The organism is Vibrio sp. CCUG 15886 (assembly GCF_028570825.1).
Taxonomy (GTDB): Bacteria; Pseudomonadota; Gammaproteobacteria; order Enterobacterales; family Vibrionaceae; genus Vibrio; species Vibrio vulnificus_B.
The window spans coordinates 65988-89507 of sequence record NZ_JAQQBT010000013.1 but is presented as its reverse complement, the minus strand read 5'-3'; the positions used below and the strand labels follow the sequence as shown (position 1 = coordinate 89507).

The 23520-nt window shown below is 47.3% G+C and carries 25 protein-coding genes and 1 riboswitch; of the genes, 7 read left to right on the top strand and 18 right to left on the bottom strand.

The window, feature by feature from the left end; all coding sequences use genetic code 11:
- Positions 1–463: 463 nt before the first annotated feature.
- Positions 464–910 carry an RNA recognition motif domain-containing protein gene (locus PQQ36_RS17890; protein WP_011079186.1) on the top strand — a complete coding sequence of 149 codons (447 nt, stop codon included), beginning with the start codon at positions 464–466 and terminating at the stop codon, positions 908–910.
- On the opposite strand, the gene murI is transcribed toward PQQ36_RS17890, so the two are convergent.
- From murI to PQQ36_RS17875, 3 genes are read right to left on the bottom strand one after another with little or no spacing between them, the layout of a single operon-like run.
- The gene (murI, locus tag PQQ36_RS17885; protein ID WP_011079185.1) at positions 888–1679 is read right to left on the bottom strand and encodes a glutamate racemase; all 792 of its coding nucleotides are present in this window, start codon (positions 1677–1679) and stop codon (positions 888–890) included. The genes PQQ36_RS17890 and murI overlap by 23 nt on opposite strands.
- A 33-nt stretch (positions 1680–1712) precedes the next feature.
- Positions 1713–2396: an adenine nucleotide alpha hydrolase gene (locus PQQ36_RS17880; RefSeq protein ID WP_273661932.1), complete on the bottom strand. Its 684-nt coding sequence runs from the start codon at positions 2394–2396 to the stop codon at positions 1713–1715.
- A gap of 45 nt (positions 2397–2441) precedes the next feature.
- Positions 2442–4283 (bottom strand): TonB-dependent receptor domain-containing protein, encoded by a 1842-nt coding sequence (locus PQQ36_RS17875; protein WP_273661931.1) that lies wholly within the window; start codon positions 4281–4283, stop codon positions 2442–2444.
- A 52-nt stretch (positions 4284–4335) separates the two neighbouring features.
- A riboswitch (cobalamin riboswitch) is annotated at positions 4336–4531 on the bottom strand.
- Between the two features lie 154 nt (positions 4532–4685).
- Here PQQ36_RS17875 and trmA point away from each other — a divergent pair.
- Positions 4686–5795, top strand: coding sequence for a tRNA (uridine(54)-C5)-methyltransferase TrmA (trmA, locus tag PQQ36_RS17870; protein ID WP_273661929.1), 1110 nt, complete (start codon positions 4686–4688; stop codon positions 5793–5795).
- A gap of 57 nt (positions 5796–5852) precedes the next feature.
- Here the strand turns inward: trmA and PQQ36_RS17865 are convergent, their stop codons facing one another.
- Positions 5853–6233 carry a YijD family membrane protein gene (locus PQQ36_RS17865; RefSeq protein ID WP_011079180.1) on the bottom strand — a complete coding sequence of 127 codons (381 nt, stop codon included), beginning with the start codon at positions 6231–6233 and terminating at the stop codon, positions 5853–5855.
- A complete protein-coding gene (gene fabR / locus PQQ36_RS17860) occupies positions 6233–6874 on the bottom strand; it encodes an HTH-type transcriptional repressor FabR (RefSeq protein ID WP_011149134.1) in 642 nt (213 codons plus the stop codon). Before fabR ends, PQQ36_RS17865 begins: the two co-directional genes overlap by 1 nt.
- A gap of 284 nt (positions 6875–7158) precedes the next feature.
- Here fabR and sthA point away from each other — a divergent pair, with 284 nt between their 5' ends.
- Positions 7159–8559: a Si-specific NAD(P)(+) transhydrogenase gene (sthA, locus tag PQQ36_RS17855; RefSeq protein ID WP_011079178.1), complete on the top strand. Its 1401-nt coding sequence runs from the start codon at positions 7159–7161 to the stop codon at positions 8557–8559.
- A gap of 52 nt (positions 8560–8611) precedes the next feature.
- Here sthA and PQQ36_RS17850 read toward each other — a convergent pair whose 3' ends face one another.
- Positions 8612–9424 carry a class I SAM-dependent methyltransferase gene (locus PQQ36_RS17850; RefSeq protein WP_273661927.1) on the bottom strand — a complete coding sequence of 271 codons (813 nt, stop codon included), beginning with the start codon at positions 9422–9424 and terminating at the stop codon, positions 8612–8614.
- A gap of 189 nt (positions 9425–9613) precedes the next feature.
- A complete protein-coding gene (lexA, locus tag PQQ36_RS17845) occupies positions 9614–10237 on the bottom strand; it encodes a transcriptional repressor LexA (protein WP_011079176.1) in 624 nt (207 codons plus the stop codon).
- 317 nt (positions 10238–10554) lie between these two features.
- On the opposite strand from lexA, the gene plsB reads away from it, so the two are divergent.
- The gene (gene plsB / locus PQQ36_RS17840; protein WP_273661925.1) at positions 10555–12984 is read left to right on the top strand and encodes a glycerol-3-phosphate 1-O-acyltransferase PlsB; all 2430 of its coding nucleotides are present in this window, start codon (positions 10555–10557) and stop codon (positions 12982–12984) included.
- A gap of 88 nt (positions 12985–13072) precedes the next feature.
- Here plsB and ubiA read toward each other — a convergent pair whose 3' ends face one another.
- Both ubiA and PQQ36_RS17830 read right to left on the bottom strand, forming a co-directional pair.
- Positions 13073–13927, bottom strand: coding sequence for a 4-hydroxybenzoate octaprenyltransferase (gene ubiA / locus PQQ36_RS17835; protein ID WP_011149130.1), 855 nt, complete (start codon positions 13925–13927; stop codon positions 13073–13075).
- A complete protein-coding gene (locus tag PQQ36_RS17830; protein ID WP_172572139.1) occupies positions 13928–14467 on the bottom strand; it encodes a chorismate lyase in 540 nt (179 codons plus the stop codon). It lies immediately after the preceding gene.
- 172 nt (positions 14468–14639) lie between these two features.
- Between PQQ36_RS17830 and PQQ36_RS17825 the strand changes: the two genes are divergently transcribed.
- Complete coding sequence (locus PQQ36_RS17825; RefSeq protein WP_011079172.1) at positions 14640–15050, top strand: flagellar basal body-associated protein FliL; 411 nt, start codon at positions 14640–14642, stop codon at positions 15048–15050.
- Between the two features lie 48 nt (positions 15051–15098).
- On the opposite strand, the gene glpG is transcribed toward PQQ36_RS17825, so the two are convergent.
- The 6 genes from glpG to ftsY all read right to left on the bottom strand — a co-directional run bounded on the left by glpG (position 15099) and on the right by ftsY (position 20656).
- The gene (gene glpG / locus PQQ36_RS17820) at positions 15099–15941 is read right to left on the bottom strand and encodes a rhomboid family intramembrane serine protease GlpG (RefSeq protein ID WP_011079171.1); all 843 of its coding nucleotides are present in this window, start codon (positions 15939–15941) and stop codon (positions 15099–15101) included.
- Positions 15942–16025: 84 nt separating this feature from the next.
- Complete coding sequence (gene glpE, locus PQQ36_RS17815) at positions 16026–16346, bottom strand: thiosulfate sulfurtransferase GlpE (protein WP_273661923.1); 321 nt, start codon at positions 16344–16346, stop codon at positions 16026–16028.
- A 435-nt stretch (positions 16347–16781) separates the two neighbouring features.
- Entirely contained in the window at positions 16782–17639 is an 858-nt protein-coding gene (gene rpoH, locus PQQ36_RS17810; RefSeq protein WP_011079169.1) for an RNA polymerase sigma factor RpoH, read from the bottom strand.
- Between the two features lie 176 nt (positions 17640–17815).
- Complete coding sequence (gene ftsX, locus PQQ36_RS17805) at positions 17816–18784, bottom strand: permease-like cell division protein FtsX (RefSeq protein WP_011079168.1); 969 nt, start codon at positions 18782–18784, stop codon at positions 17816–17818.
- Positions 18771–19448, bottom strand: coding sequence for a cell division ATP-binding protein FtsE (gene ftsE, locus PQQ36_RS17800; RefSeq protein WP_011079167.1), 678 nt, complete (start codon positions 19446–19448; stop codon positions 18771–18773). Before ftsE ends, ftsX begins: the two co-directional genes overlap by 14 nt.
- Positions 19449–19468: 20 nt before the next feature.
- A complete protein-coding gene (ftsY, locus tag PQQ36_RS17795; protein WP_013570941.1) occupies positions 19469–20656 on the bottom strand; it encodes a signal recognition particle-docking protein FtsY in 1188 nt (395 codons plus the stop codon).
- Between the two features lie 205 nt (positions 20657–20861).
- On the opposite strand from ftsY, the gene rsmD reads away from it, so the two are divergent.
- Positions 20862–21455, top strand: coding sequence for a 16S rRNA (guanine(966)-N(2))-methyltransferase RsmD (gene rsmD, locus PQQ36_RS17790; RefSeq protein WP_017420382.1), 594 nt, complete (start codon positions 20862–20864; stop codon positions 21453–21455).
- Between the two features lie 18 nt (positions 21456–21473).
- On the top strand, positions 21474–21740 hold the full coding sequence (locus tag PQQ36_RS17785) for a DUF1145 domain-containing protein (protein WP_011079164.1): 267 nt from the start codon (positions 21474–21476) through the stop codon (positions 21738–21740).
- Positions 21741–21805: 65 nt separating this feature from the next.
- Here the strand turns inward: PQQ36_RS17785 and PQQ36_RS17780 are convergent, their stop codons facing one another.
- From PQQ36_RS17780 to PQQ36_RS17770, 3 genes are all read right to left on the bottom strand, one after another.
- The gene (locus PQQ36_RS17780) at positions 21806–22399 is read right to left on the bottom strand and encodes a YhgN family NAAT transporter (RefSeq protein WP_011079163.1); all 594 of its coding nucleotides are present in this window, start codon (positions 22397–22399) and stop codon (positions 21806–21808) included.
- Between the two features lie 192 nt (positions 22400–22591).
- On the bottom strand, positions 22592–22813 hold the full coding sequence (locus PQQ36_RS17775; RefSeq protein ID WP_011149125.1) for a YecH family metal-binding protein: 222 nt from the start codon (positions 22811–22813) through the stop codon (positions 22592–22594).
- A 76-nt stretch (positions 22814–22889) separates the two neighbouring features.
- Positions 22890–23510: a lysoplasmalogenase gene (locus PQQ36_RS17770; protein ID WP_011079161.1), complete on the bottom strand. Its 621-nt coding sequence runs from the start codon at positions 23508–23510 to the stop codon at positions 22890–22892.
- Positions 23511–23520: the final 10 nt, after the last annotated feature.

The following is a 23520-nucleotide window of genomic DNA, read 5'->3' as shown; positions in this document are numbered from 1 at the left end:
ATCGTTTTGGTCACTCAGTTCATTGATAAATCTTTTGGATTATCATCAACGAGTGCCCACACAGATTGATAGGTTTAAATTGTTAAAGAGCTTCTAACTTTCTTAGTGGCTTTGCCACCGTCTCGTTAGAGGGTGCGTATCTTACAACGCTATTTTCGAGAGTCAAGCGTTTTTTCAAACTTTCTTTCATCTCTTTCCTGACTTACTTTGTGATGTTTGTCTCACTCCGTGTCAGTGAGGCGGCATTATAAGGAGTTCTTTTCCGTGCGCAATACTTTTTTTCGAATTTAATTTTGATCGCTTAACAAAGCATCAAATTGGTCTTTTTTGCATATATTTTCGGCACATTTGACCCTCATCACACCATTACGTTGGAAAAAGACTAAGCATAAACTTAAGATTTGTGTGTCTATTTTGTTAATAGGCATTCATTTTTGTCTGTACCCTAATGTAGTAATCCAATATGACGTTTAAAAAAGTTATTGCGAGTGCCGCTCTGGCCATTTTGGGTGGTTTCATTTTCTCGCAGCTCGATATTTATCCTGCCATCAGTTTTGTTATTGGTGTTGTACTTACAACTTTACTTCTCTCTTTTTTTCCACACACGCCAACTCTTACTGATAGTGACTCTTCGCTTCCAACCAAAACACTTTATGTGGGCAATCTTCCCTATAAAGCGAATGAAACTCATGTTCGCGAACTGTTTGCACAACACGGCCAAGTTTATGGTGTACGTTTGATGAAAGATAAACGTACGGGTAAAAGAAGAGGCTTTGGGTTTGTGGTGATGGCCAGTGGAGATGCTGAAAATGCTATCAATGCACTTAATGAAAAGGAGTATGCGCAACGTACATTGAAAGTTCGCATTGCAAATGAAATGAAACACCCTATAGAGGATAAAGTTCTATAGCGTTAAACCCCATCGTTTTTAGTGACCCATTCAGCGCAGCTTCATCCCAAGGCTGCGCTGTGCTAAAGATGCGCCACGGTGTCTTGGTACTTTGTGGTGATAATTGATGGAGGAGGCTCTGCACGCGACGAGCAATCGCTTCTCCAGAATCAACCAAAATGATCTCATCACCCAGCACTTGCTGTATTTCTTCTTTTAGCAATGGGAAATGGGTGCATCCTAATACCGCCACGTCCACTTTGTGTTTCATCGGTTTGAGTATCATTGCCAGCTCTTGCTGATCGACTTGACGCCCTCTTAGTTTCTCTTCGGCGATGTCCACCAATCGAGTCGAACCAAGTAACTCAACTTCTTTCTCATGCGCGAAATCACGGATGAGGTCGTGTGTGTATTGACGAGTCACCGTTGCTGGCGTTGCAATTAAACCCACGGCTCGATTCGCCAAAAGAGAAGCCGGTTTGATCGCTGGCACGACACCAACAACTGGAATAGGCAACTTCGCTCTTAAGGTGGGGAGTACAATGGTGCTGGCAGTGTTGCAGGCAATGACGACAAGGTCTATCGCAAATTGCTGTGTCATTTTGACCACCAGCGCTTCCACTCTTGCCAGTAAGGTTTCTTGCGATAGTTCGCCATAGGGATAGGCTTGGTTATCAAACAAATAGTAGTAGTTCACTTCAGGCAGTCGTTTGTTGATTTCCTGAAAAACCGACAACCCGCCAACACCGGAATCAAAAATCAATACATTCGGCTGATTTGAACTTTCCACTCTGATAAACCTACTTAGAATAAAACGACCAAATCATACTCTCTCATGCTGATTTAGCAACGTTGCGTTATACCTTTGATAGGTGAATCGTCCATCGGTTTCTTGTACCGTCAACTGCAAACGTATTTCACCCGCAAAACCAGGCGCTTTAACCACAAGGGTATGGAACTCCCCATCCTCGCCACAAGGGTCAACATCAGCAGGAAGCGACGCCAACAGCTCGCGATTGTACCAGCGCCCACACCAGTCAGGCTTGAGCGCATGTCCATCCGTCGTAACGAGTATGGTTTTAATCCCGCGCGCAATAATTTCGTGGGCTAGATCGAGACTCGATTCACCAATGAGCGGAAACACACACTCCCACCCAGCAGGCTCAATATAGCTACGTCGATAATCGGCAATACCGTTGCAGAACATATCACCAAAGGCGACAGCATCAAGCTCAATTGCAGAGACTTGCAGTGCATGAACTATCGTTTGTTGATACACCTCGTTTGACGGAAAGACTTGCGGCAAGGCAATTTTAATCAGCGGCAAGTTGAGCAGCTGAGCCTGCATCTCAACCACTGCTAATGGGGTTGCCTGAAAAGGGACCTCATTATCTACGTATGTCGTATAGAGACCGACGACTTGATAGTCTGGATGCTCCATTAATCTCAATAAGGTCAGAGTGGAATCTTTGCCACTTGACCAACTAATAACAACCTTCTTTTTCATCACGTACTCTGAAAAATAAAACCGCCCGAAGGCGGTTTTTAAACATTAGAAACGGTAATTGACCGTTGCAAACCAATTTCGGCCTTCACCTACGTAGTATTTTCCACCCGAGCTATGTGCGGTTTGATACTCTTTGTCAAACAGGTTACCGACTCTGGCACCTAGCGTTAATGCTTCTGTCATCTTGTAGTTAGCACTTATATCCAGCAAGGTATAGGCATCCATCGTTTTGCCCGTACTGTCTTTGCGATCACCCACGTAATTCGCAACGGCAGAAAATCCAAAGCGATCAGCCGAATAGGTCGACACCCAGCTGAAGTTTTCGCGCGCTCTGCGGATCAAAAGGCTATCGTCTGACTTATCTCGAGGATCTTTCCATTCTGCAGAAACACGATGTTCAATCACACCAGTCTCGAACAACGCTTCAATTTCAATGCCTTCAATTTTCGCATTATCAATATTTGAAGGGGTCCAAGCTCCTCCAGGTCCTGTAGGGGCCCAATCGATCATATCTTCAATTTCGTTTCTGTATGCTGAAATATCAATTTGAACAAAAGGCAAATAGCTGCGAATCCCTACTTCTGAGGACTTTGAGGTTTCTGGCTTCAAGTTTGGATTACCTGAGCTTGGCCAATATAGATCGTTAAATGTTGGAGCTTTGAAACCTGTGCCCGTTGAAGCTATAAACTCAACATAATCAGATGGCGCAATACCTAAGCCTAGATTCCAAGTGTTGTGTTTACCAAATGCGCTATCATCATCAGAGCGAATACTGGCTTCAGCAGTCACAATGTTCTTAGAGAAATGAGCCGTTACATATGCGGCTTTATTGTCTTTTTCCGTTTTGCTGTAATTTGTGGCATTCGCGCCGCCTTGGCGCGCATTCTCTTGATCATAATCCACGCCAGCCGCTAACGTGAGTGCGGGCACAACGACCCAATGGTTCAGCCACGAGACTGAATTTCGGCTAGAGAAAAGCGCGGTTTTAGCAACCATACCGCTGGCGACACCATCCCACGATTCATTATCACTACGTGACACCATCAACTGAGAAGAATAATTGTCTTTATGGAAATTTAATGAACCAGCAATACTATAAAAATCGGTATTGCTCTCATTCTTCACGCCTGAAAACTGGTTTGCGTATTCAACGTCTGAACTCAGCTGATAACCATTAAACTGAACAGACCAAGCGTCGTTGATCTCATGACGAAGTGAGCCAAACAAAGTTTGAGATTGATAACCGTGACTATCACCGCTTGGTGCAACTTCATTGACTCGATAACCATCACTTTTCTCATCTGAAAAGACAAAAGAAGCCTGAGTTGAATCATTTAACTCTCCTGAAGAGCGCCATGCCAATGATGAATGGTCATCATTGCCATAACCCAAGTTCGCGTCATGCTTAGTTTGGCGGTTTGCTGGGATAGTCTTGATATGAATGACGCCACCAATTGCATCTGAACCATAAATTGCCGCTCGAGGCCCACGCACCACTTCAATCTGTTCAATAGCGAACGCTGGGATTAAGCCTAACTCAGCACCACCTGCTGTTGCTGAGTTAATTTTGACACCATCAACAAGCACTAAAGTGTGTTTTGATGAAGTACCACGTAAAAAGAGGCTGCTGATTTGCCCTTTACCACCTTGACTATTTACCTCCACACCGGGAAGTGTTTTCAAGATATCAAGCGCAGTGGTCACATTCAGTTGCTCGATTTCAGCCTTCGTCACCACGCTAATCGACGCTAAAACGGAAGATTCGACTTGCTCAAAGCGGTTAGCTGTCACGACAACAGTGTCATTGGTTTGCACTTCTTGAGCGTGTAAATAAGAGATAGGGGTAAGCAGCGATGTCATGGCGATCGCTAAAAGAGATTTTTGCATATTGTAATCCTAAATCGCGTAAATCCTACCGAGCATGAAGATAAGGCTTCCAGTGTTTGCTCAGTTGCTGGCAGGTATTCGGACTCAAGAGCTGTTAACCTACTTGCCTGACTTCCCACACGATTCCATCGTGCAGTGTCTGATTAAGCTTTCGTTCTCTATTACCGCTGCGCGTCAGTTCCGGATTCACACCGGATTCCCTTTTCAGCCATCTATACTTCCAGATAGCACCAGCTTGAAGCGCATACTATTAAGCGATTGATTATTTGTCCAGTTAGAATTCGCATAAGCTATATTTTTACACAGCAGTCTTTATCAATTTCCCCTTGGTACTGGACAATGAACAGGGATTGAATAAAATCTGCGCTCTTTATCTCTAAAGCACCCGAAAGGTATTAATTCATGGCGACTCTTGATGTAAACCCACAACGCTATCAGCAACAGTTAGCAGAAAAAGTGCAACGCTTAACCGATATGTTCGCACCTTATCAAGCCCCTGAGCTGGAAGTGTTTGAGTCTCCAGATCAGCACTATCGCATGCGCGCTGAGTTCCGCGTTTGGCATGAAGGGGAAGAGATGTACTACATCATGTTCAACCAAGAGACGCGTGAAAAATACCGTGTTGACCAGTTTCCGGCAGCAAGCCGCTTGATCAACGATCTCATGCCTTTGCTGATTGACGCGATGAAAGACAATAAGTCGCTACGTCGTAAACTGTTCCAAGTCGATTTCCTTTCCACTCTGAGCGGCGAGATTCTGGTTTCTTTGCTTTACCATCGCCAATTGGATGATGCTTGGATTGAAAATGCTAAAGCTTTAAAACAGCGCCTGAATGACGAAGGGTTTAACCTCAACCTCATTGGTCGCGCACGTAAAATGAAGATCGTCCTAGACCGTGATTACGTGGTCGAAAAGCTCGACGTCAACGGCAAGCCTTACACCTACCAACAAGTAGAAAACAGCTTTACTCAACCGAACGGCAAAGTCGCAGAGAAAATGTTGGAATGGGCGGTCGATTGTACCCAAGAAAGCCAAGGCGATTTATTGGAGCTTTACTGTGGTAACGGTAATTTCTCCCTTGCGCTGGCGCAAAACTTTGAGCGCGTGTTGGCCACGGAATTGGCGAAACCGTCGGTGGAATCTGCGCAATACAATATCGCTGCGAACAAGATTGAGAATGTGCAAATCATCCGCATGTCAGCTGAAGAGTTTACCGAAGCGATGGAAGGGAAGCGTGAATTCCGTCGTCTGAAAGACAATGGCATCGATCTCAAGAGTTATAACTGCAACACCATTTTTGTTGATCCACCACGCTCTGGCATGGATGTAGACACTTGTAAAATGGTGCAAGGTTACGAGCGTATTTTATACATCTCTTGCAACCCAGAGACATTAAAAGAGAACTTAGACATTCTGAGCGAAACACACCACATCACGCGCTTTGCTCTGTTCGATCAGTTCCCGTACACCCACCACATGGAAGCGGGTGTGATGCTAGAGCGTAAAGCCTAAGCAGTATCAAACAAAAACGAGCCGCGAATGGCTCGTTTTTTTCTCTCTAAAATCGTACTAATCGGCACTTGGGCGGCGAATGTATCCCAGCTTACTGCCAATCCACGCCAGCAGCAGTAACACCACCATGATCGCGAAGAAGTTCGATCCTGCTTCAGGATGCTGAGCTTTAATAAAGGCCGAGTGACCAAACGCCCCGACAAAAAAGCACGCCAGTCCAACCAAAGGGATCTCTTCCGACACGGGATGATTGAGATACTCACGGTAGAGTGCCTGCACAGCCAGCACTAAGGCAATAATAGGGAAAATGGAGAAAGAGACTTCGCTCATGGTCAGCCAAGAAAGGATAGCATCGCCACACATCCCCGTGATCAACGCCAATACCAACGTCTTCCTTTCCGAACTGCGATTCACGTTATTTTCATTATCATTAGACATTATTCTATCTCACCTTTTAATCGGTTACGTTCACGTTCCTTGCGATACCAGTACGCACCTTTGGCGACCATTCGCAACTGCATAATCAGACGCTCGGCCAGCTCATCACGCTCGCGTCGGTCTAAGTCTAAAGCTTCTGCACCGGAACTAAAAACCAGAATCACCGACGCTTCAGCCTGCGCCAACGCCTCTTCTCGGTTCATTCCCGTGCTAATTAAATATTCGGTAAGCTCTGCTGCGAAGTGCTGCATCTCACGCGCAACCGCAGCGCGAAATTCCGCAGAAGTTCCAGAGCGTTCTCTTAACAATAGGCGAAATACGTTGGGGCTACTTTCGATAAATTCCATAAAGGTTTCCACCGAAGTGCGGATCACGCTGCCTTCTTTGACGATGCGCTGACGTGCTTGGCGCATCAATTGACGTAACAGCAAACCACCTTCATCCACCATGGTTAAACCTAACTCATCCATATCTTTAAAATGGCGATAGAACGAGGTAGGCGCAATGCCCGCTTCTCTGGCCACTTCTCGCAAGCTGAGATTGGAAAAACTGCGATCAGCACTCAATTGGCTAAATGCCGCGTCAATCAAAGAACGACGCGTTTTCTCTTTCTGCTGTGCGCGAATACCCATTGATTTCATTATGATGTTTGCTCTTATCTTAAATTGGCTTCCGGCCGTTACTATAGCGCGAATCGCTGCTAGCGATAAGCGATGATGCGCCATGGCGAGCACGTTACTACTGGCCAAGGCGGTTATGCAATCTTTTGTGCTCAATTTGTCGACATCCGCCATGCCATTGATTGGTTTTCGTGAAATGTGCGTGATCACTTCCACTCTCTACCGAGCCTGCTGTTTACCTGCTGGTATAATCAGTTAAAATCTCGCTAAAGCAATGTTAAGCAAATATAACGAGGAATGAAATCATGGCGCATGCGAATCACTTCGATGTGATTGTTATCGGGAGCGGCCCTGGCGGTGAAGGGGCAGCAATGGGTTTAACCAAAGCAGGCCTGAAAGTTGCCGTGGTGGAAAAAGAGAGCAGCGTTGGCGGCGGCTGTACTCACTGGGGCACCATTCCATCCAAAGCGCTGCGCCATGCGGTTAGCCGTATTATTGAATTCAACAGCAACCCGCTGTTTTGCAAAAACAACTCCAGTTTACACGCCACATTTTCAACCATTCTCGGCCACGCGAAATCCGTTATCGACAAGCAAACTCGCTTACGCCAAGGCTTTTATGATCGCAATCAGTGCCAATTGATTTTCGGAACCGCCCGCTTTACCGATGCGCACACCATTAGCGTGACGCAAAACGACGGCACTGAAGAAGTGTATACGGCGGATAAGTTTGTGATTGCTACTGGCTCTCGCCCTTATCAACCAGCCGATGTCGACTTTAATCATGAGCGAATCTACGACAGCGATTCCATTCTCAGTCTCAAACACGACCCTCGCCACATCATCATTTATGGCGCAGGAGTGATTGGTTGTGAATACGCATCCATCTTCCGTGGTCTGGGGGTTAAAACCGACCTCATCAACACACGCGATCGCTTACTGGCCTTTTTGGACAACGAAGTTTCCGATGCGCTTTCCTATCACTTCTGGAACAGCGGCGTCGTGATCCGTAATGATGAAACCTATGAACGCATTGAAGGCACCGAAGATGGGGTGATTGTTCATCTTCAGTCGGGCAAAAAAATGAAAGCCGATTGCTTGCTCTACGCCAATGGTCGCACTGGTAACACCGACAAGTTAAACCTGCCTGCAGTTGGGCTTCAAGGTGACTCTCGCGGCCAACTGAAAGTCGATGGCAATTACCAAACCGAAGTGGAACACGTTTACGCGGTAGGCGATGTGATTGGTTACCCAAGTCTGGCGAGCGCGGCGTATGACCAAGGGCGCTTTGTGGCGCAAGCCATTACTAAGGGCAAAGCCGATGGCTATCTGATTGATGACATCCCAACGGGGATTTACACCATTCCGGAAATCAGCTCGGTTGGTAAAACAGAACAAGAATTAACCGCGGCGAAAGTGCCCTATGAAGTTGGCCGCTCTTCATTCAAACATCTGGCTCGCGCGCAGATTGCCGGCAAAGACATCGGCAGCTTGAAGATCCTCTTCCATCGTGAAACCAAAGAAATTCTTGGTATTCACTGCTTTGGGGAACGTGCGGCGGAAATCATTCACATCGGCCAAGCGATCATGGAGCAAAAAGGCGAAGCCAATACCATCGAGTATTTCGTCAACACTACCTTCAACTACCCCACCATGGCCGAAGCGTATCGTGTTGCCGCACTCAATGGACTCAACCGTCTGTTCTAGTGTGAACACCCCCGCTTCCCAAACAAAAACAGCAGGAATTCCTGCTGTTTTTTTACCATTTCATATGGACCACGACGGGAGTAAGACGATGTTTCAGCATGGGTATTTTACTTAGCCAACGCTGCCATGTTTTCCAACGTGCACAAAAACGATCGAAGGGAGAAAACACTTTGACCCATTGTGCCCAAGGGAGCCACTGCAAAACTTGTTCTGCCGGCGCTGCCATGGCATGCGCATAACGATCAGAGCCCAATTTCTGCCCCAGGCTACTGTCGGTTAAGTCTCCCGCCAATACCATGCACACCTGCGCAGACACAAAGCGTCGCCCAAGCAATTGCACAAAGTTGGCAACCTGAGTCAATGGACAATCGAGCAGCGCCAACTCACACACGATCAATACCGGTGTCTTGTCGTTGATCGCCAGTTGCTCTAAGCAAGAAAGGTCACCGACGCTGCCATGCTGTTGCTGGTAGCGTTCATTCTTGTGGAACAATCGCTGACGCCAGAGCAAGTTTTCCGTAACATCCAACTCTACCCAATGGCATCGACCATTATCAAGACGATAAAAGCGCGTATCGAGACCAGCACCAACGTTAATAATCCACCCTTCTGGGTGCTGCTGTAAAAACTGCGAGACTTGTTGATCGCACTGCTGCGCTAAGGTCGCGTGTAACAGCTGTTTTTGCGCTACATCGCCAGATAAACACTCAGGCGCAAGCTGGCAACTTAAACAGGCTTTTGCGGCAATCGGATCATAGATTAACCCTCCGTCGACCAAGCTTTCTCGGCTACGAAGCCACAACGGCTGCAACAATCTTGCTGGTACCGGATATCCCTTTTCCGATGACTGTTTGATTGAAGACATCACGAGACCTTTCTCATCGTTCCATAAAAGAACTTAATGATAATAAATCTCAATTGCAATTTCAATCCGTGCGATGCATCCTCACTGACGCCTTATTGAGAAACGATCGTCAAATGGGGCCGAGACAAAACAAATAAGCTCCGCAGGAACGGAGCTTATTGAGCATTGCTTTGCACATGGTTGGGCGTATTACATCCAATCCGTATTGCGGATAATACCCACGGCAATGCCTTCAATGGTCAGCTGCTGGCTAGTGAGGTCCACTTCGATAGGTGCAAACTCTTCATTTTCTGCATGGAGCAGCACGGTTGAACCTTTACGTTCCAAACGTTTTACCGTCACATCATCTTCAACGCGCGCGACCACAACTTGCCCATTGCGCACGTCTTGTGTTTTGTGCACAGCCAACAAGTCACCATCCATAATGCCGATGTCTTTCATACTTTCGCCATGAACGCGCAAAAGAAAATCGGCTTGAGGTCGGAACATGCTCGGATCCACTTGGTAGTGCATTTCCACATGCTCTTGCGCCAAGATCGGCTCCCCTGCCGCAACACGGCCAATCAGAGGTAAACCTGGCTCATCATTCGCCGCTTCCTCTTCGAGCAGAATACGGATCCCACGAGAGGCACCTGGGACAATTTCGATCACTTGCTTACGAGCAAGCGCTTTTAAATGTTCTTCTGCCGCATTGGCAGAGCGAAAACCCAGCTCACGCGCAATTTCCGCACGAGTGGGTGGCATTCCAGTCACTTCGATCTTGCTTTTAATCAGATCGAAAACTTGTTGTTGGCGTGGCGTTAACGGCTTCATAGGTCACCTGTCTTTTTATACAGTTAACTGTGAGTATATCCAGTAATTGTACAAATGGAAACCCAATTGGTTGTTTTTTAATTTCTTCTCTCTTTTTGGCGAACATTTGTGTTTAAAACGCCGCGCTTGACCCGCTCGGTTCAACGCAATTTAAGGAAATTCGTCTAATCCATACTCAATTAAGTTAAAAGGTTTGACCAGTTCTGGTATCCTTGCCGCTTAAAAATTATCGCTCAGATTTATTCCTATTACTGGAATCATTCAGTAACAGAAATAAGTTTGGGTATGTTTGAATTCTATTGAGGCTGTGAACCTATATGTCTTCAGGACAATCATTTTCACATTCATTACTGAAGCTACCGCTGTCGGCGTTGGTGAAAGGCACTGCGATTCCTTCTAATCCAATCGACGATCACCACATCGATATTAATAAGCCCATTGTTTATGCCCTGCCTTTTCGCTCGGCCGTGGACCTATTAACGCTCCAAAAACACGCACTCGAGTTAGGATTACCCGATCCACTTTCTCCGCTTGAGATCCATGGCAAATCACTCAAACGTTATGTGTTTATCGCCTCTCGACCAACGTTGGTTCAAAGCGATAACGATGTACCAAGTGACTCGATTGCCCTTTTCTCCGATTTACTGGCGCTCCACGCGGAAGACAGCGAACTGGATGTTCAGGTAATTCCTGCCACCGTATTGTGGGGACGTAAGCCGGGTAAAGAAGGCAACAATAAGCCTTACCTACAAGCGATGAATGGCCTGCAAAAAGCCAAAGCGGTGATCACCGCCGGTCGTGATTGTCTGGTGCGCTTTAGCCCTGTGGTCTCACTGCGTTACATGGCGCAATCACACGGTACCGATAGCTCGATTGCCCACAAGTTGGCACGCGTAGCTCGCATTCACTTCTCACGTCAAAAACTGGCGGCTTCTGGCCCGGACTTGCCTTCGCGCCAAGTGCTGTTTGCTCGTTTGATGAAATCGCCAGCCATTGAGCAAGCGATTGAGGAAGAAGCCAAAAGCAAAAACATCTCGATGGAGAAAGCGCGTAAAGAAGCGCAAGACATCATGGATGAGATTGCAGCGGATTTCTCTTACTCCTTGGTGAAACAAGGCGATCGCCTGCTGGGATGGCTTTGGAACAAGCTCTATCAGGGGCTTAACATCAACAATGCCGCAACGGTGCGCCGTCTAGCGCAAGATGGTCATGAGATTGTGTATGTGCCTTGCCATCGCAGCCACATGGACTACCTGCTGCTCTCTTACGTGCTTTATCACGAAGGGATGGTGCCACCGCATATTGCCGCAGGCATAAACCTCAACTTCTTCCCAGCGGGTCCGATTTTCCGCCGCGGCGGGGCATTCTTTATTCGTCGTAGCTTCAAGGGCAATCGTCTTTATTCGACCATTTTCCGCGAATATTTGGCAGAGCTCTTTGCCAAAGGCTACTCGGTAGAATACTTCTCGGAAGGTGGCCGCTCGCGCACGGGTCGTTTGCTGCCAGCCAAAACCGGCATGTTGGCGATGACCATTCAAGCCATGCTGCGTGGGCTAAATCGCCCAGTCACCTTGGTGCCAGTTTACATTGGCTACGAACACGTGATGGAAGTGGCAACCTACGCCAAAGAGCTGCGTGGTAAACGTAAAGAGAAAGAAAACGCCGGTCTTGTGCTGCGCACACTGCGCAAACTGCGTAACTTTGGCTTGGGGTATGTCAACTTTGGTGAGCCGATTCCGCTCAACCAATACCTCAACGAACATGCCCCTGAGTGGACCAAAGACATCGACCCAATGGGCGCGAGCCGACCTCAATGGATCAATCCTGTGGTGAACCAGTTGGCGAATAAGATGATGACGCACATTAACGACGCTGCGGCAGCGAACGCGTTGACCTTGTGTGCCACCGCATTACTGGCATCACGTCAGCGGGCGCTTTCTAAAGATTCCCTGATCCATCAGATTGAGTGCTACTTACAGCTCTTGAAGAATGTGCCGTACTCGAAGACCTATACCGTGCCTTCTGAAAGCGCGGAAGCTCTGGTGGAACACGCGATTTCATTGGATAAGTTTGTCATCGAAACCGATACCATGGGCGACATCATTTCGCTCGATCGTAATCAGTCGATCTTGATGACCTACTACCGCAACAACATCATCCACTTGTTCGCACTGCCATCGCTGATTGCACAGATGATCATTCGTCAGGAAAATCTAACCTTGAGCCAAATCCAGCAGCAAGTGGCCGAGATTTACCCATTCCTGAAAGCGGAACTGTTCTTGAGTCACAAAGAAGAAGAGCTCGATGAACTGGTTGTGAAAGTGCTAAACGAGTTGGTCTCGCAGGATCTGATCAGCCTGAAAGAAGATAAGGTTGCGAAAAATCAAGCGAATACCCTCACGCTTGTCTTGCTCGGTCGCACCATCTCTGAAACGCTTCAGCGCTACTCGATTGCCTTCAATCTGCTGGTGTCCAATCCTGAATTGGCTAAAGCGGATTTGGAACAAAAGAGCCAAGACATCGCTCAGCGTTTGACTCGCTTACACGGTATCAATGCGCCGGAGTACTTCGACAAAGGCGTGTTCGCCTCTCTGTTTAGCACGTTAAAACAGCAAGGCTACCTTGATAGTGACGGCAACTGCGACAGTGAGAAAACCGCACAATTTGCTACTTTACTCTACGCCTTACTCTACCCGGAAGTGAAGCTCACGATTGAAGAGAGTGTCTTCCAGCTCAAATCGGCGTAAGCTAGCATTAAATACAACAAAGGCATCCCATGGATGCCTTTGTTTTTTCTTTTTCTGTGCAACGAGCGCCAAGTAAACTCAGCGCGGTCTACCAAAACGCGACAAATAACCCGAGCGCCAGCACCATCCCGACATAGTTATTATTGAGAAACGCTTGGAAACACAACTCTCGCTGACGATGACGGATCAGATGCTGCTGATAAACAAACAGCGCACCGGCGGCCAGTACGCTCCAATAAAAACTTTGCCCCAATTGGTAATGCAAGCCAAGCCAAACCAGCATCACTAACGTCAGCAATTGCAACAGACCGATGATTAACTTGTCGTGGCGGCCAAACAAAATAGCGGTCGATTTAACACCGATCTGGATGTCGTCATCACGATCAACCATCGCATATTGGGTATCGTACGCAATGGTCCATAACGCATTAATTGCAAACACAAACCACACCACCCAAGGCAACTCATTGGCCTGCGCGGCCCATGCCATCGGGATTGCCCAGCTAAACGCTAAGCCAAGAAACAACTGCGGCAGATGGGTATAGCGCTTCATAAATGGGTAAATGAACGCCAACACGATACCGGCAAATGAGAGCTGGATAGTGAGTGGGTTCATGGTCAACACCAACAAAAACGAGCTGATCCCTAACAGCAAAAACAGAATGACCGCTTCTTTCGCCGTCACGCGACCTGAAGGCAGAGGTCGCTGCTGAGTACGCTTAACATGACCATCCACTTTACGATCGGCAAAGTCATTGATCACGCAACCGGCACTGCGCATCAACACCACGCCCAACACAAAGACCAGCAAAACATGCCAATCGGGAGTCCCTTCCGCAGCAATAATCAACGCCCACAAGGTTGGCCAAAGCAGCAGTAACGTGCCAATTGGTCGGTCCATCCTCATCAGTTGCCAATACGCCTTGGCCTTTTCTACTGACATTTACACACTCTCCCTGGAGTAAATCGGTGCATCAGGTAAAAACAGTTCTGCCACTAACATCGGTTTGTGGTTCATCCATAAACGAGAACGTCTGGCGAGTAAACGCCCTTGCGGTGTTTCAATCCAAGCCACTTGCAATGCGTCACGCTCAACTTGCTCTGCACTAAACACGGTGAGACCCAGAGGAATATCACCCAGCGTGGCTAAGTCGTAGGGCTGATCAGCTAAGGTGGTTTCAGGGATCAACGTTCTCCCCAACACCCACGGTGTTTGATCACCGGATAGTACTACCTCTCGGATCAAGCAAATCTCAGGCGATAATCCCTGAGTCTCTTGCCTTGTTAATTGGCCTACACCACTTTTTTCATTGCGCATCAACTCAACGGTCAGATGTTGGCAATGACGCGCCAAACGGCGAGACAAGGAGCCTTGCTCCAGTAACCAGTGCTTAGCAAAGTCACTAGAAAAGTGAAAATCTTCAGGATTTTGCCATTTTGCTTCTATTAACAAAGCAAGATAGAGCGAGTTTGGCTGATTCATACTAGTATTCAATTAGTAGCTTTTAGTCGCGTTGTGCGTACAATAAAGCGTCACTTTACGGTAATGAGCCACCGTAAAGATTGTAATAACTTATAGTGACATTTGGACCGCCTATTGTAACAAGACAAACGCGTTTCGAGTATCGTGATCAGAAGAAAGAAAAGTCAGAAATATGTACAAACGTTATATAGCCCAAATAATTATCGCCTTCAGCTTGCTCTTTTCTTTACCTTTGCATGCCGAAGAGGAACAGACTGGACCTCAACTTGCGTATTTCACCCTTGAGCCAGACCTCACCACCAACTTTTACACCAAAGGCAAGAAACTGGGTTACATCCAAGTGCGCATCGACATCATGGTCATGAGCAATGCGGATTTGGCGTTGGTCGAACACCATCAGCCGTTGATCAGAGACGCTGTGGTTGAGTTGCTGGGGCAGCAAAGTGAAGACACGGTGAAGTCACTGGCTGGACGTGAAGATTTGCGTAAGCATTTGGTCGAAAAACTCAATGAGATCTTATTGCCAGAAACGGGCAAAACCGTCATTGCTGACCTGCTGTTTACCAAATACCTCTATCAGTAGCATGTTCAGCTCGGCTGATTCTATTTATGTTATAAAACAAAAAGCGGCCTAGGCCGCTTTTTGATGTTTTTGCTTGGTGGAATCCAGATAGGCCAGCCCCATGCCAGACAACAAACCCACGAGATGAGCCGTATTGGCAATCGCCATAAAGGGTTGAACGTAACCAAGAATGAGCCATACCAGCATAAAAGCGACCACGGGCCTAGGCACTGACAAGCCGAGATGAGGCACGCGATAACCTAAAATCCAAGCGTAACCGAGCAAGGCATAAACCACGCCAGATAAACCACCAAAGTTCGCTCCTTCAACCCAAAACTGACCAGCGCCAGAGAGTGCGGCCGAAATGACAAAGATTTGCAGTAGTTTACCGCTACCCAATCTCTGTTCAATGTCGCCACCAAACTGCCACCACCACAGTAAGTTAAACACAATGTGGGTCACCGAGAAGTGCAGCAGTGCATGGCTCACCCAACGCCATAATTGCCATTGTTGCGCGGCTTCCGCCGGAAAATGCATCGCACTTAAAAGCGCGCTTTCCCAACCAAACATCATGAGCACATAAACCGCCACACAGGCGACCATCACCGCCATGGTGACAGGACCCGCTTTCGCTTTCACCATCGCCAGTAAACTGGGGCTTCGGTAACTGAACTGAGTTTTGCGCGTTTCCGCCATATCCCAAGATGCAGCGCTGTATTTACTGTCACCAGGATTAGCCAAAAACTGTTTGAGCTCTGCTTCGGTTTCAACCCAATGCTGATCGTCCATCAGCCATAAAGCAAACTGCCCTTCACCTTCAGGCATCATTCGCAAATCAATTTGTCGAGACGCCATGTAGTCGATAAAAGCCTGCGCCATCCTTGGATTGTTCAACACAATAAGACGCTGCATAGAGGAACCTCAGTTAGACGAAAAATCGAACCTCATTCTTCCACATCAAAGGCCGTTAGGCAAAAGCCCTTCTTTCTAAAGGGATCAGCTAACTTCAACGGGCAAACTGGCACGATGCCAAGCTTCAAAACCACCATCGACACTGTACACCTCTTCAAAACCTTGATTGACCAGGTACTGGGCCGCCCCTTGACTGCTGATGCCGTGGTAACACATCACCAAAACAGGCTGTTCAAACTCCACCTGCTGCATGAAATTTACGATCGAATCGTTGGTTAGATGAAAGGCCGATTGGGCATGCGCCACAGCAAAAGATTGTGGGTCACGAATATCCACCAAGCGTGCTTCTCCACGACTGATGAGCGCGTGCGCGCCTTGTACATCAATATGCTTGAACTGTTCCATATACTTTCTCATTTTCGTTATTTTGTTCTGCTGGGATTGTAACCTATCCAGAGCCAAACTTAGACACACAGTTCTTCTGGTCTTTGATAGGCGTACATTTATCCATCATCTGTGGATAAATCTGTGGATTGCGTTGATAAAGTGTCTGAGTAAAAATTGATCCACTACATGTAGTAAGGATCTTGATCTTTCTGTGTGTAGTTTTATAACTATCCCCAAACAAAATTCCTCTTCAAGCCCTGATTTCATCCAGCTTTCGAACAGTTGATAAATAATTACTTCACAGAGTTATTCACAGGCTTGGCATCATTTCGTGATCATTTTCGTCACTCAATTTCGATCAAAAATACTCGCCATGATGTTGTGACAGGCAACAAAAAAGCCGAGATCATTGATCTCGGCTTTTGCTGATTCTTAAGTGGTTTCGTAAGAGAACTAAATCTCGCCGACGGCCATCTTCAGTTTCTTCATCGCGTTCTTTTCAAGCTGACGAATTCGCTCCGCAGAAACACCATACATTTCCGCGAGATCTTGCAGCGTGGCTTTATCATCGTCCAACCAACGCGAGCGAACAATATGTTGGCTACGTTCATCAAGGCTAGCCAATGCCATCGCAAGGCGGTTATTGGTGTGAGCTTCCCAGTTTTGCGCTTCTAGGTTGTCCGCCACATCTGAAGATTTGTCTTCCAGATAAAGGACTGGTGCCGTTGATACCGAGCTAGAATCGTCTTCTTCATTCGGCAAATCAAAGGTCGAATCGACCGCCGCCAAACGCGATTCCATTTCTCGCACTTCTGCCGGTTCTACGCCCAACTCACGAGCCACGGTTTCGACTTCGCCATTGTTAAACCAACCAAGACGTTTTTTCGACTTACGTAGGTTGAAGAACAACTTACGCTGCGCTTTGGTGGTCGCGATCTTCACAATACGCCAGTTACGTAGTACGTACTCGTGAATTTCCGCTTTGATCCAGTGAACCGCAAAAGAAACTAGCCTCACCCCAACTTCTGGATTGAAGCGTTTTACCGCCTTCATGAGACCAATATTGCCTTCTTGTACTAAATCAGCCATTGGTAAACCGTAGCCAGAATAACCGCGGGCAACGTGAACAACGAATCTCAGGTGAGAGAGAATCAGCCCTTTAGCCGCTTCAATTTCGCCTTTGTAGTGTAGACGTTCAGCTAGATCACGTTCTTCGTCTGCGGTCAGCATTGGGTAGCTGTTCACCGAGCGAATGTAGCCATCAAGGCTATCTTGCGTTACTAGTGCCATCGGATACGCTTGAGTTGTCATTCAATTCCTCATCAATCTCTGATCTGGAGTTATACATTGCAAATTAGCGCCGTTATCTTGAACTGAAGATGAATCAGTTTCAAGCAGGGTTAGCAATTATCCATAAACAAATCGTCTATACAAGTCAATCAAATTTGATTCTGTGCGACGATTGCCTACTATAAGACCCGCATCACTTAAACAGGTTCAATTTCTTTTAAATGGCGCTGCGCCGATACTTTTGCTGCCACACAACCTAAGAAGGTCCCTGTCATCACAAGCAACAAGGATTCATCCCAGCTTAGGCCAATAAGACGAAATTGGCTGTCGTATAAAGCCGCGAGATCCGCAACGGCACCATTCAACAACACCGTAATCAGCGCGGTAAAACACCACGCCGATACCGCGCCGAGTAAACCAAACCACATTCCTGAATATAAGTAGGGGCGCAGAATAAAGTTGTCTGTCGCACCAATGAGTTTCATGGTTTGAATTTCTTCTTTGTTGGCGAGCACATTAAAGCGCAAGGTATTGCCAACGATTAAAAATACAGCACCCAACATTAACAGTGTCAAGGTCATGACAATAATTGTCGCGACCGTTTTTATTGCATCTAACCGTGTTAACCAATCTTCGTCTAGACGCACATCCGTAATGTCTTCTTCTTGACGCAGTTGTTGCGCCAACGCTTTGATGGCGTTGTTCTCTTCCACCGCTGGGGTGATCACCAAGACGCCCGGTAGGGCATAATCTTCCAGTAAGCTTAACGCTTGGTCAAAACCGGAATACTGGCTGAGATGCTCTAAGCCTTGCTGCGGAGAGATGTACTCCACCAATTCAACATCTTGCTGCGTTTCCAACTCATCTTTGAGCACCATGACTCGAGCTTCTGGTACTCCTTCACGCAAGTAGGCACTCACTTGTGCTGGCGACGTGACATGCGAGGTGGCAACGGCGATGTTTTTACCAAGCAAATACAAACAGGCAGGCATAGCTAATGCCATGGAGATGACCGCTAAGGTCAGAATATTCCCCAGCGGGCGATGCCAGATCGCTTTGAAGGAGGCTTTGGCTTGCTTGATATGAATCGAAACAAAACCGTCTGTCTTAGGGCGATTCGAGGTCGATTTGCTCGCTGGCTTTTTAAGGCGTTTATTCGCGGCCATAATCTTCTACCTCACTGAGAAAACCTTGGTTAAGTTCGAAATGACGATACTGAGGACGAGAGTTAACCAAGTTGATGTCGTGTGTCGCCAATAAAATGGTCACGCCAGCACGATTGAACTCTTCAAACAAACGCAACACTCGGTTGGACAACTCAGGGTCAAGGTTGCCCGTTGGTTCATCGGCCAACAACAAGGTTGGACGATTGACCACGGCGCGAGCGATGCCGACACGTTGCTGTTCACCACCAGAAAGCTGACTAGGCAAGCAGCGAGCTTTATCAAGCAGCCCTGTTTTGTCGAGAGCCGCCGAGACTCGGCGTTTTATCTCATTCTCTGAGATGGATTCAATGCGCATCGGCAGTGCCACGTTGTCGTAAACACTGCGATCCATCAGTAAGCGGTGATCTTGGAAAACAATGCCGATATTACGACGTAAAAACGGCACGTCTTTATTTGGAATGCGTGTGATGTCATGACCATTGAAGCTGATGCGACCATCAGTAGGCCGCTCAATGGCACAGATCAATTTCAGCAAGGTACTTTTACCGGCACCTGAGTGTCCACCTAAAAATGCCATTTCGCCACGACGTAAATGAAAGTCGACTTTTTGCAGGGCCTGACGGCCGCCACGATAGGCTTTACTTACCTGCTGAAATCGGATCACCGGTTATTCCTCTCTAATGCTTACTCTTCTCGACTAAATAGCGCGTCGATAAATTCTTGGGTTTCAAACGGGCGGAGATCCTCAATCCCTTCACCCACACCGATGTAACGAATAGGAATGTTAAACTGATCGGCAATAGCAAAGATCACGCCGCCTTTCGCAGTGCCATCCAGTTTGGTCAAGGTGATCCCGGTGATCGGCGCGACATCGCTAAACAGTTTCGCTTGGCTGATGGCGTTCTGACCAGTACCCGCATCCAAGGTCAACATGATTTCATGCGGTGCGGAGTCGTCGATTTTCTTCATTACTCGGACAATTTTGCGCAGCTCTTCCATCAAGTTGCTCTTGTTTTGCAAGCGACCCGCAGTATCGGCGATCACCACATCAACGCCACGCGCTTTGGCGGCTTCAATCGCATCATAAATCACCGATGCACTGTCTGCGCCAGTATGCTGCGCGATTACTGGGACATTGTTACGCTCGCCCCACACTTGCAACTGCTCAACAGCCGCCGCACGGAAGGTATCACCCGCCGCCAACATCACTTTCTTACCTTGATTTTGGAACTGTTTCGCCAACTTACCAATGGTGGTGGTCTTACCCACGCCATTTACCCCGACCATCAGGATAACGTAAGGGGTTTTGCTGCTGTCCACTTGCAATGGTTGCTCAACCTTAGAGAGGATCTCCGCCATCTCTTCTTTGAGCAAACCATACAGAGCCTCACCATCTTTTAAGTCACGGCGAGACGCTTTTTCTGTTAAGTTTTCGATGATTTTCAACGTGGTATCCATACCCACATCCGCAACGAGTAGCTGTTCTTCCAACTCTTCAAACAAATCATCATCGATTTTCTTGCCTTTAAATAGGCCAAAGAAACCAGCACCGATATTGGCTTTCGTGCGGCTCAAGCTACGTTTTAGACGCGCAAAAAAGCTTTCTGTTGGTTTTTCTTGTTCTTGCACGCGCGGTGCTTCAACCACCACAGGTGTCGCTTCAACGGGTTCTTCAGCTGCTGGTTCGCTGATTGGCTCTGCCGCCGCCTCTTCAACCACTTCTTGACTGGCAATCGGTTCAACGCTCTCTACGGTTTTTTCGTCAGACTCGCTGATCACCTCTTCTGATTGTGCAGGCTCAGGTTGTTTTACTTGGTCATCGTCACCAAAGCCAAGCCACGATAGTAATCCGCGCTTTTTCTTTTCCGTCATCGGGAGATATCCTGGTTTCTTATATACTGGGTTGAATCTTTGCTGATGCGCAGGCAAAGAGACAATCGCGACTGGTATACGCATGTGATCCGTTTTTCTCGGCGGAATAATGGTACACTTTGTCACTATCAAATTCTGGGCAATATCCAGGCTTTAGGCCTGGGCGATTGGCTATAGTAACACTTTATTAGCGGTCAAAAAATCTATGGTAAGACGTCGCCAGCAAAACACATCACAAAATAAGCCAACAACTGGCTGTGTACGCATCATTAGTGGCCTTTGGCGAGGGCGAAAGCTGCCCGTGCATGACGCCGAAGGCTTGCGCCCTACAACTGACCGAGTCAAAGAAACGCTGTTTAACTGGTTAGCACAAGATATCCCTCACGCTCGCTGTTTGGATCTGTTTGCTGGCTCTGGCGGCTTAGGTTTTGAAGCGGCATCACGTCAGGCAGAGCAAGTCACCATGTTGGAGTTAAACCCCAAAGCGTTTGCTCAATTGCAACAAAATGTCACAGCACTAAAGGCAAATAATATCAAAGTGATTCAAGGCGATGCACTGCAATTCCTTAAGCAGCAAGGCACACCGCATCACGTGGTGTTTATTGACCCGCCATTTCGCCAAGGACTGCTCGCCGAAGCCGTGACTTTGCTGGAGCAAAATGGCTGGCTGGCAGAGGATGCAATGATTTATATTGAGACAGAAAAAGAGTTACAGGTTGAAGCGCTGCCAGCTTCTTGGCATTTGCATCGAGAAAAAACCGCTGGACAGGTCAGCTATCGCCTCTATGAACGCCAATAGTTAGCAAAGGATCTTGGAATGAAAGCACTGCTATTTTTAGCGAAAGCCGCTATCTCATTTGTGTGGTTAATCCTGTTGTTTAATATCTTCTCCCCATTCCCGGGGAATGCCGCCATTGTGCTCTACATCATGACGGCATTTTTGTTCATCATGCATGGACTACAAATGCTGATCTTCGTCGGCGCGTTTGGTGACAAAATTACCATGACGCGCTGGGAAAAGAATTCCATCCTGATATTTGGTATTTTTGCCCTGCTCGATATTCGACGCAAATATATGATGTAATTCTTTCCCGTCAGAAATAACAATGCCGCTCCCTAGAGCGGCATTGTTTTATCCCGTTATTCAGATTAGCTCACGGCGCCCATATAGCTTTTAACACCGTTGAGGAACATTTGGGTTGAAATCATCACCAGCAACAATCCCATCAAACGTTCAACCGCCTTTAAGCCGCGCTCACCCAAAATACGGTGGAAAAAGCTGTAGAACATTAAAATGATGAAGGTCGCAAACCACGCGATCAGCACAGCAATCGACAAATCAGTTAAGTTATTTGGGTGCTGTGAAGAAAGCAGCAACAACGCCGCGATCACAGAAGGCCCAGCAATCATCGGTATCGCCATCGGTACAATAAAAGGCTCTTCACCTGCCGCCAAACCGGTAATGCTGCCTGCACTGGGGAAGATCATCTTGATTGCGATTATAAACAAGATAATACCACCCGAGATACTGAGCGTTTCCGGCTCCACCTGAAGGAACTTCATAATGCTCTGCCCCGCAAATAGGAATAACATCAAAATGAGGAGGGCAAACAGTAACTCACGAATCAATACCTTGCGACGTCGCTTAGCATCAATGTGCTTCAAGATAGATAAAACAATGGGAAGATTCCCCAACGGGTCCATGATAAGGAACAGCATGGTGGCTGCAGCAAGAATGTCCATAGGTGCTCTCAAAATACAACAATGCCGAGAGTATATACCAAATGGCGTTGGGAGGCAGGCGCGCACAAACGCCGAAAGGCTTGCGGGCAAACAAAACGACTTGATCAAGATGGCCGTAATCAAGTCGTGAAAGAATCAGAATAACGGGTAATTTGCCTAACGAACAAGCACCACCGCGTTCAGAAAAACCGCTTAGTGATTACAGATTCGCGCCAGATTCACACAGAATTTTCCTTGCTGCTCACTGATTTTTTCTCGTTCCAACAAAAAGCTCAGCAGTGAGTCCAAGTCGAGCCCTTGTAATTTGCACGTATGAAAACGGGTATCGCCACCGAAATGCGCAAGCAATTCTGCACGGTCCATCGGTTGTTCTTTAAGGAGATGAAGAAGATTGTGAGCATGGATATCATTCATGGATTAAGCGTCCTGTAACACGTCAAGTGACCCCAGCTTAACCTTTTATAAAAATCGTGTTTTGACCTAAAACAGCTCAATAGATGATAGAAGCCACGATCAAAGCATGTGCGACAAAATAACTGCCCGACACCCAAACATAGGCACGCTTCATCGGTTTTCGATAGCCGTGAATCGCATACGCCAGAGCAGAATAAATCATGACTAAAGTTCCGGTAAAACCGATCGCATTGGAGAAGTTGCTTGCTTGGAGCCACACTTCTCCAGCAGCCCAAGCCAACTGCACCAGCATAATGCCCATAATCACGACAGGAAAAACCAATGAATCCAATTGAGGAAGGAGTAAGAAAAACGCCACGATACTCGCCGCCAACAGTAAGGCAAGGAGCCACCAAACGATATCACCATTGAGTTGTAACCAGAAAGACTTGCTGTAACAAAGCTGCGCGAGGAGAAAGCCTGAAAAATAGAGCGTTTTTTTTGATTTCAAAGAATGGAGCGTGTCGGCAAAAATCGACACTAACAGTCCTGCGGCAATCCAATAGCTGTGCCCAGAGTCTGGCCCTTGGGTCAACACCAAGATCAATAACAACACCAGAGTGAACACTTTAAAAAACAGTGACTGAAATGGACTCGCTTGACGAGCACCCAAAACGGATGTCATTCCAGATAAGCCTATCGCTAGCCAACTCCACATCTGTATTACC

Excerpts from the sequence above, each read along its gene's own strand:
- PQQ36_RS17890 (WP_011079186.1), top strand. The coding sequence starts at position 464 with ATGACGTTTAAAAAAGTTATTGCGAGTGCCGCTCTGGCCATTTTGGGT.
- PQQ36_RS17880 (WP_273661932.1), bottom strand. The coding sequence starts at position 2,396 with ATGAAAAAGAAGGTTGTTATTAGTTGGTCAAGTGGCAAAGATTCCACT.
- PQQ36_RS17875 (WP_273661931.1), bottom strand. The coding sequence starts at position 4,283 with ATGCAAAAATCTCTTTTAGCGATCGCCATGACATCGCTGCTTACCCCT.
- trmA (WP_273661929.1), top strand. The coding sequence starts at position 4,686 with ATGGCGACTCTTGATGTAAACCCACAACGCTATCAGCAACAGTTAGCA.
- PQQ36_RS17865 (WP_011079180.1), bottom strand. The coding sequence starts at position 6,233 with ATGTCTAATGATAATGAAAATAACGTGAATCGCAGTTCGGAAAGGAAG.
- fabR (WP_011149134.1), bottom strand. The coding sequence starts at position 6,874 with ATGAAATCAATGGGTATTCGCGCACAGCAGAAAGAGAAAACGCGTCGT.
- sthA (WP_011079178.1), top strand. The coding sequence starts at position 7,159 with ATGGCGCATGCGAATCACTTCGATGTGATTGTTATCGGGAGCGGCCCT.
- PQQ36_RS17850 (WP_273661927.1), bottom strand. The coding sequence starts at position 9,424 with ATGTCTTCAATCAAACAGTCATCGGAAAAGGGATATCCGGTACCAGCA.
- lexA (WP_011079176.1), bottom strand. The coding sequence starts at position 10,237 with ATGAAGCCGTTAACGCCACGCCAACAACAAGTTTTCGATCTGATTAAA.
- plsB (WP_273661925.1), top strand. The coding sequence starts at position 10,555 with ATGTCTTCAGGACAATCATTTTCACATTCATTACTGAAGCTACCGCTG.
- ubiA (WP_011149130.1), bottom strand. The coding sequence starts at position 13,927 with ATGTCAGTAGAAAAGGCCAAGGCGTATTGGCAACTGATGAGGATGGAC.
- PQQ36_RS17830 (WP_172572139.1), bottom strand. The coding sequence starts at position 14,467 with ATGAATCAGCCAAACTCGCTCTATCTTGCTTTGTTAATAGAAGCAAAA.
- PQQ36_RS17825 (WP_011079172.1), top strand. The coding sequence starts at position 14,640 with ATGTACAAACGTTATATAGCCCAAATAATTATCGCCTTCAGCTTGCTC.
- glpG (WP_011079171.1), bottom strand. The coding sequence starts at position 15,941 with ATGCAGCGTCTTATTGTGTTGAACAATCCAAGGATGGCGCAGGCTTTT.
- glpE (WP_273661923.1), bottom strand. The coding sequence starts at position 16,346 with ATGGAACAGTTCAAGCATATTGATGTACAAGGCGCGCACGCGCTCATC.
- rpoH (WP_011079169.1), bottom strand. The coding sequence starts at position 17,639 with ATGACAACTCAAGCGTATCCGATGGCACTAGTAACGCAAGATAGCCTT.
- ftsX (WP_011079168.1), bottom strand. The coding sequence starts at position 18,784 with ATGGCCGCGAATAAACGCCTTAAAAAGCCAGCGAGCAAATCGACCTCG.
- ftsY (WP_013570941.1), bottom strand. The coding sequence starts at position 20,656 with ATGACGGAAAAGAAAAAGCGCGGATTACTATCGTGGCTTGGCTTTGGT.
- rsmD (WP_017420382.1), top strand. The coding sequence starts at position 20,862 with ATGGTAAGACGTCGCCAGCAAAACACATCACAAAATAAGCCAACAACT.
- PQQ36_RS17785 (WP_011079164.1), top strand. The coding sequence starts at position 21,474 with ATGAAAGCACTGCTATTTTTAGCGAAAGCCGCTATCTCATTTGTGTGG.
- PQQ36_RS17780 (WP_011079163.1), bottom strand. The coding sequence starts at position 22,399 with ATGGACATTCTTGCTGCAGCCACCATGCTGTTCCTTATCATGGACCCG.
- PQQ36_RS17775 (WP_011149125.1), bottom strand. The coding sequence starts at position 22,813 with ATGAATGATATCCATGCTCACAATCTTCTTCATCTCCTTAAAGAACAA.
- PQQ36_RS17770 (WP_011079161.1), bottom strand. The coding sequence starts at position 23,510 with ATGTGGAGTTGGCTAGCGATAGGCTTATCTGGAATGACATCCGTTTTG.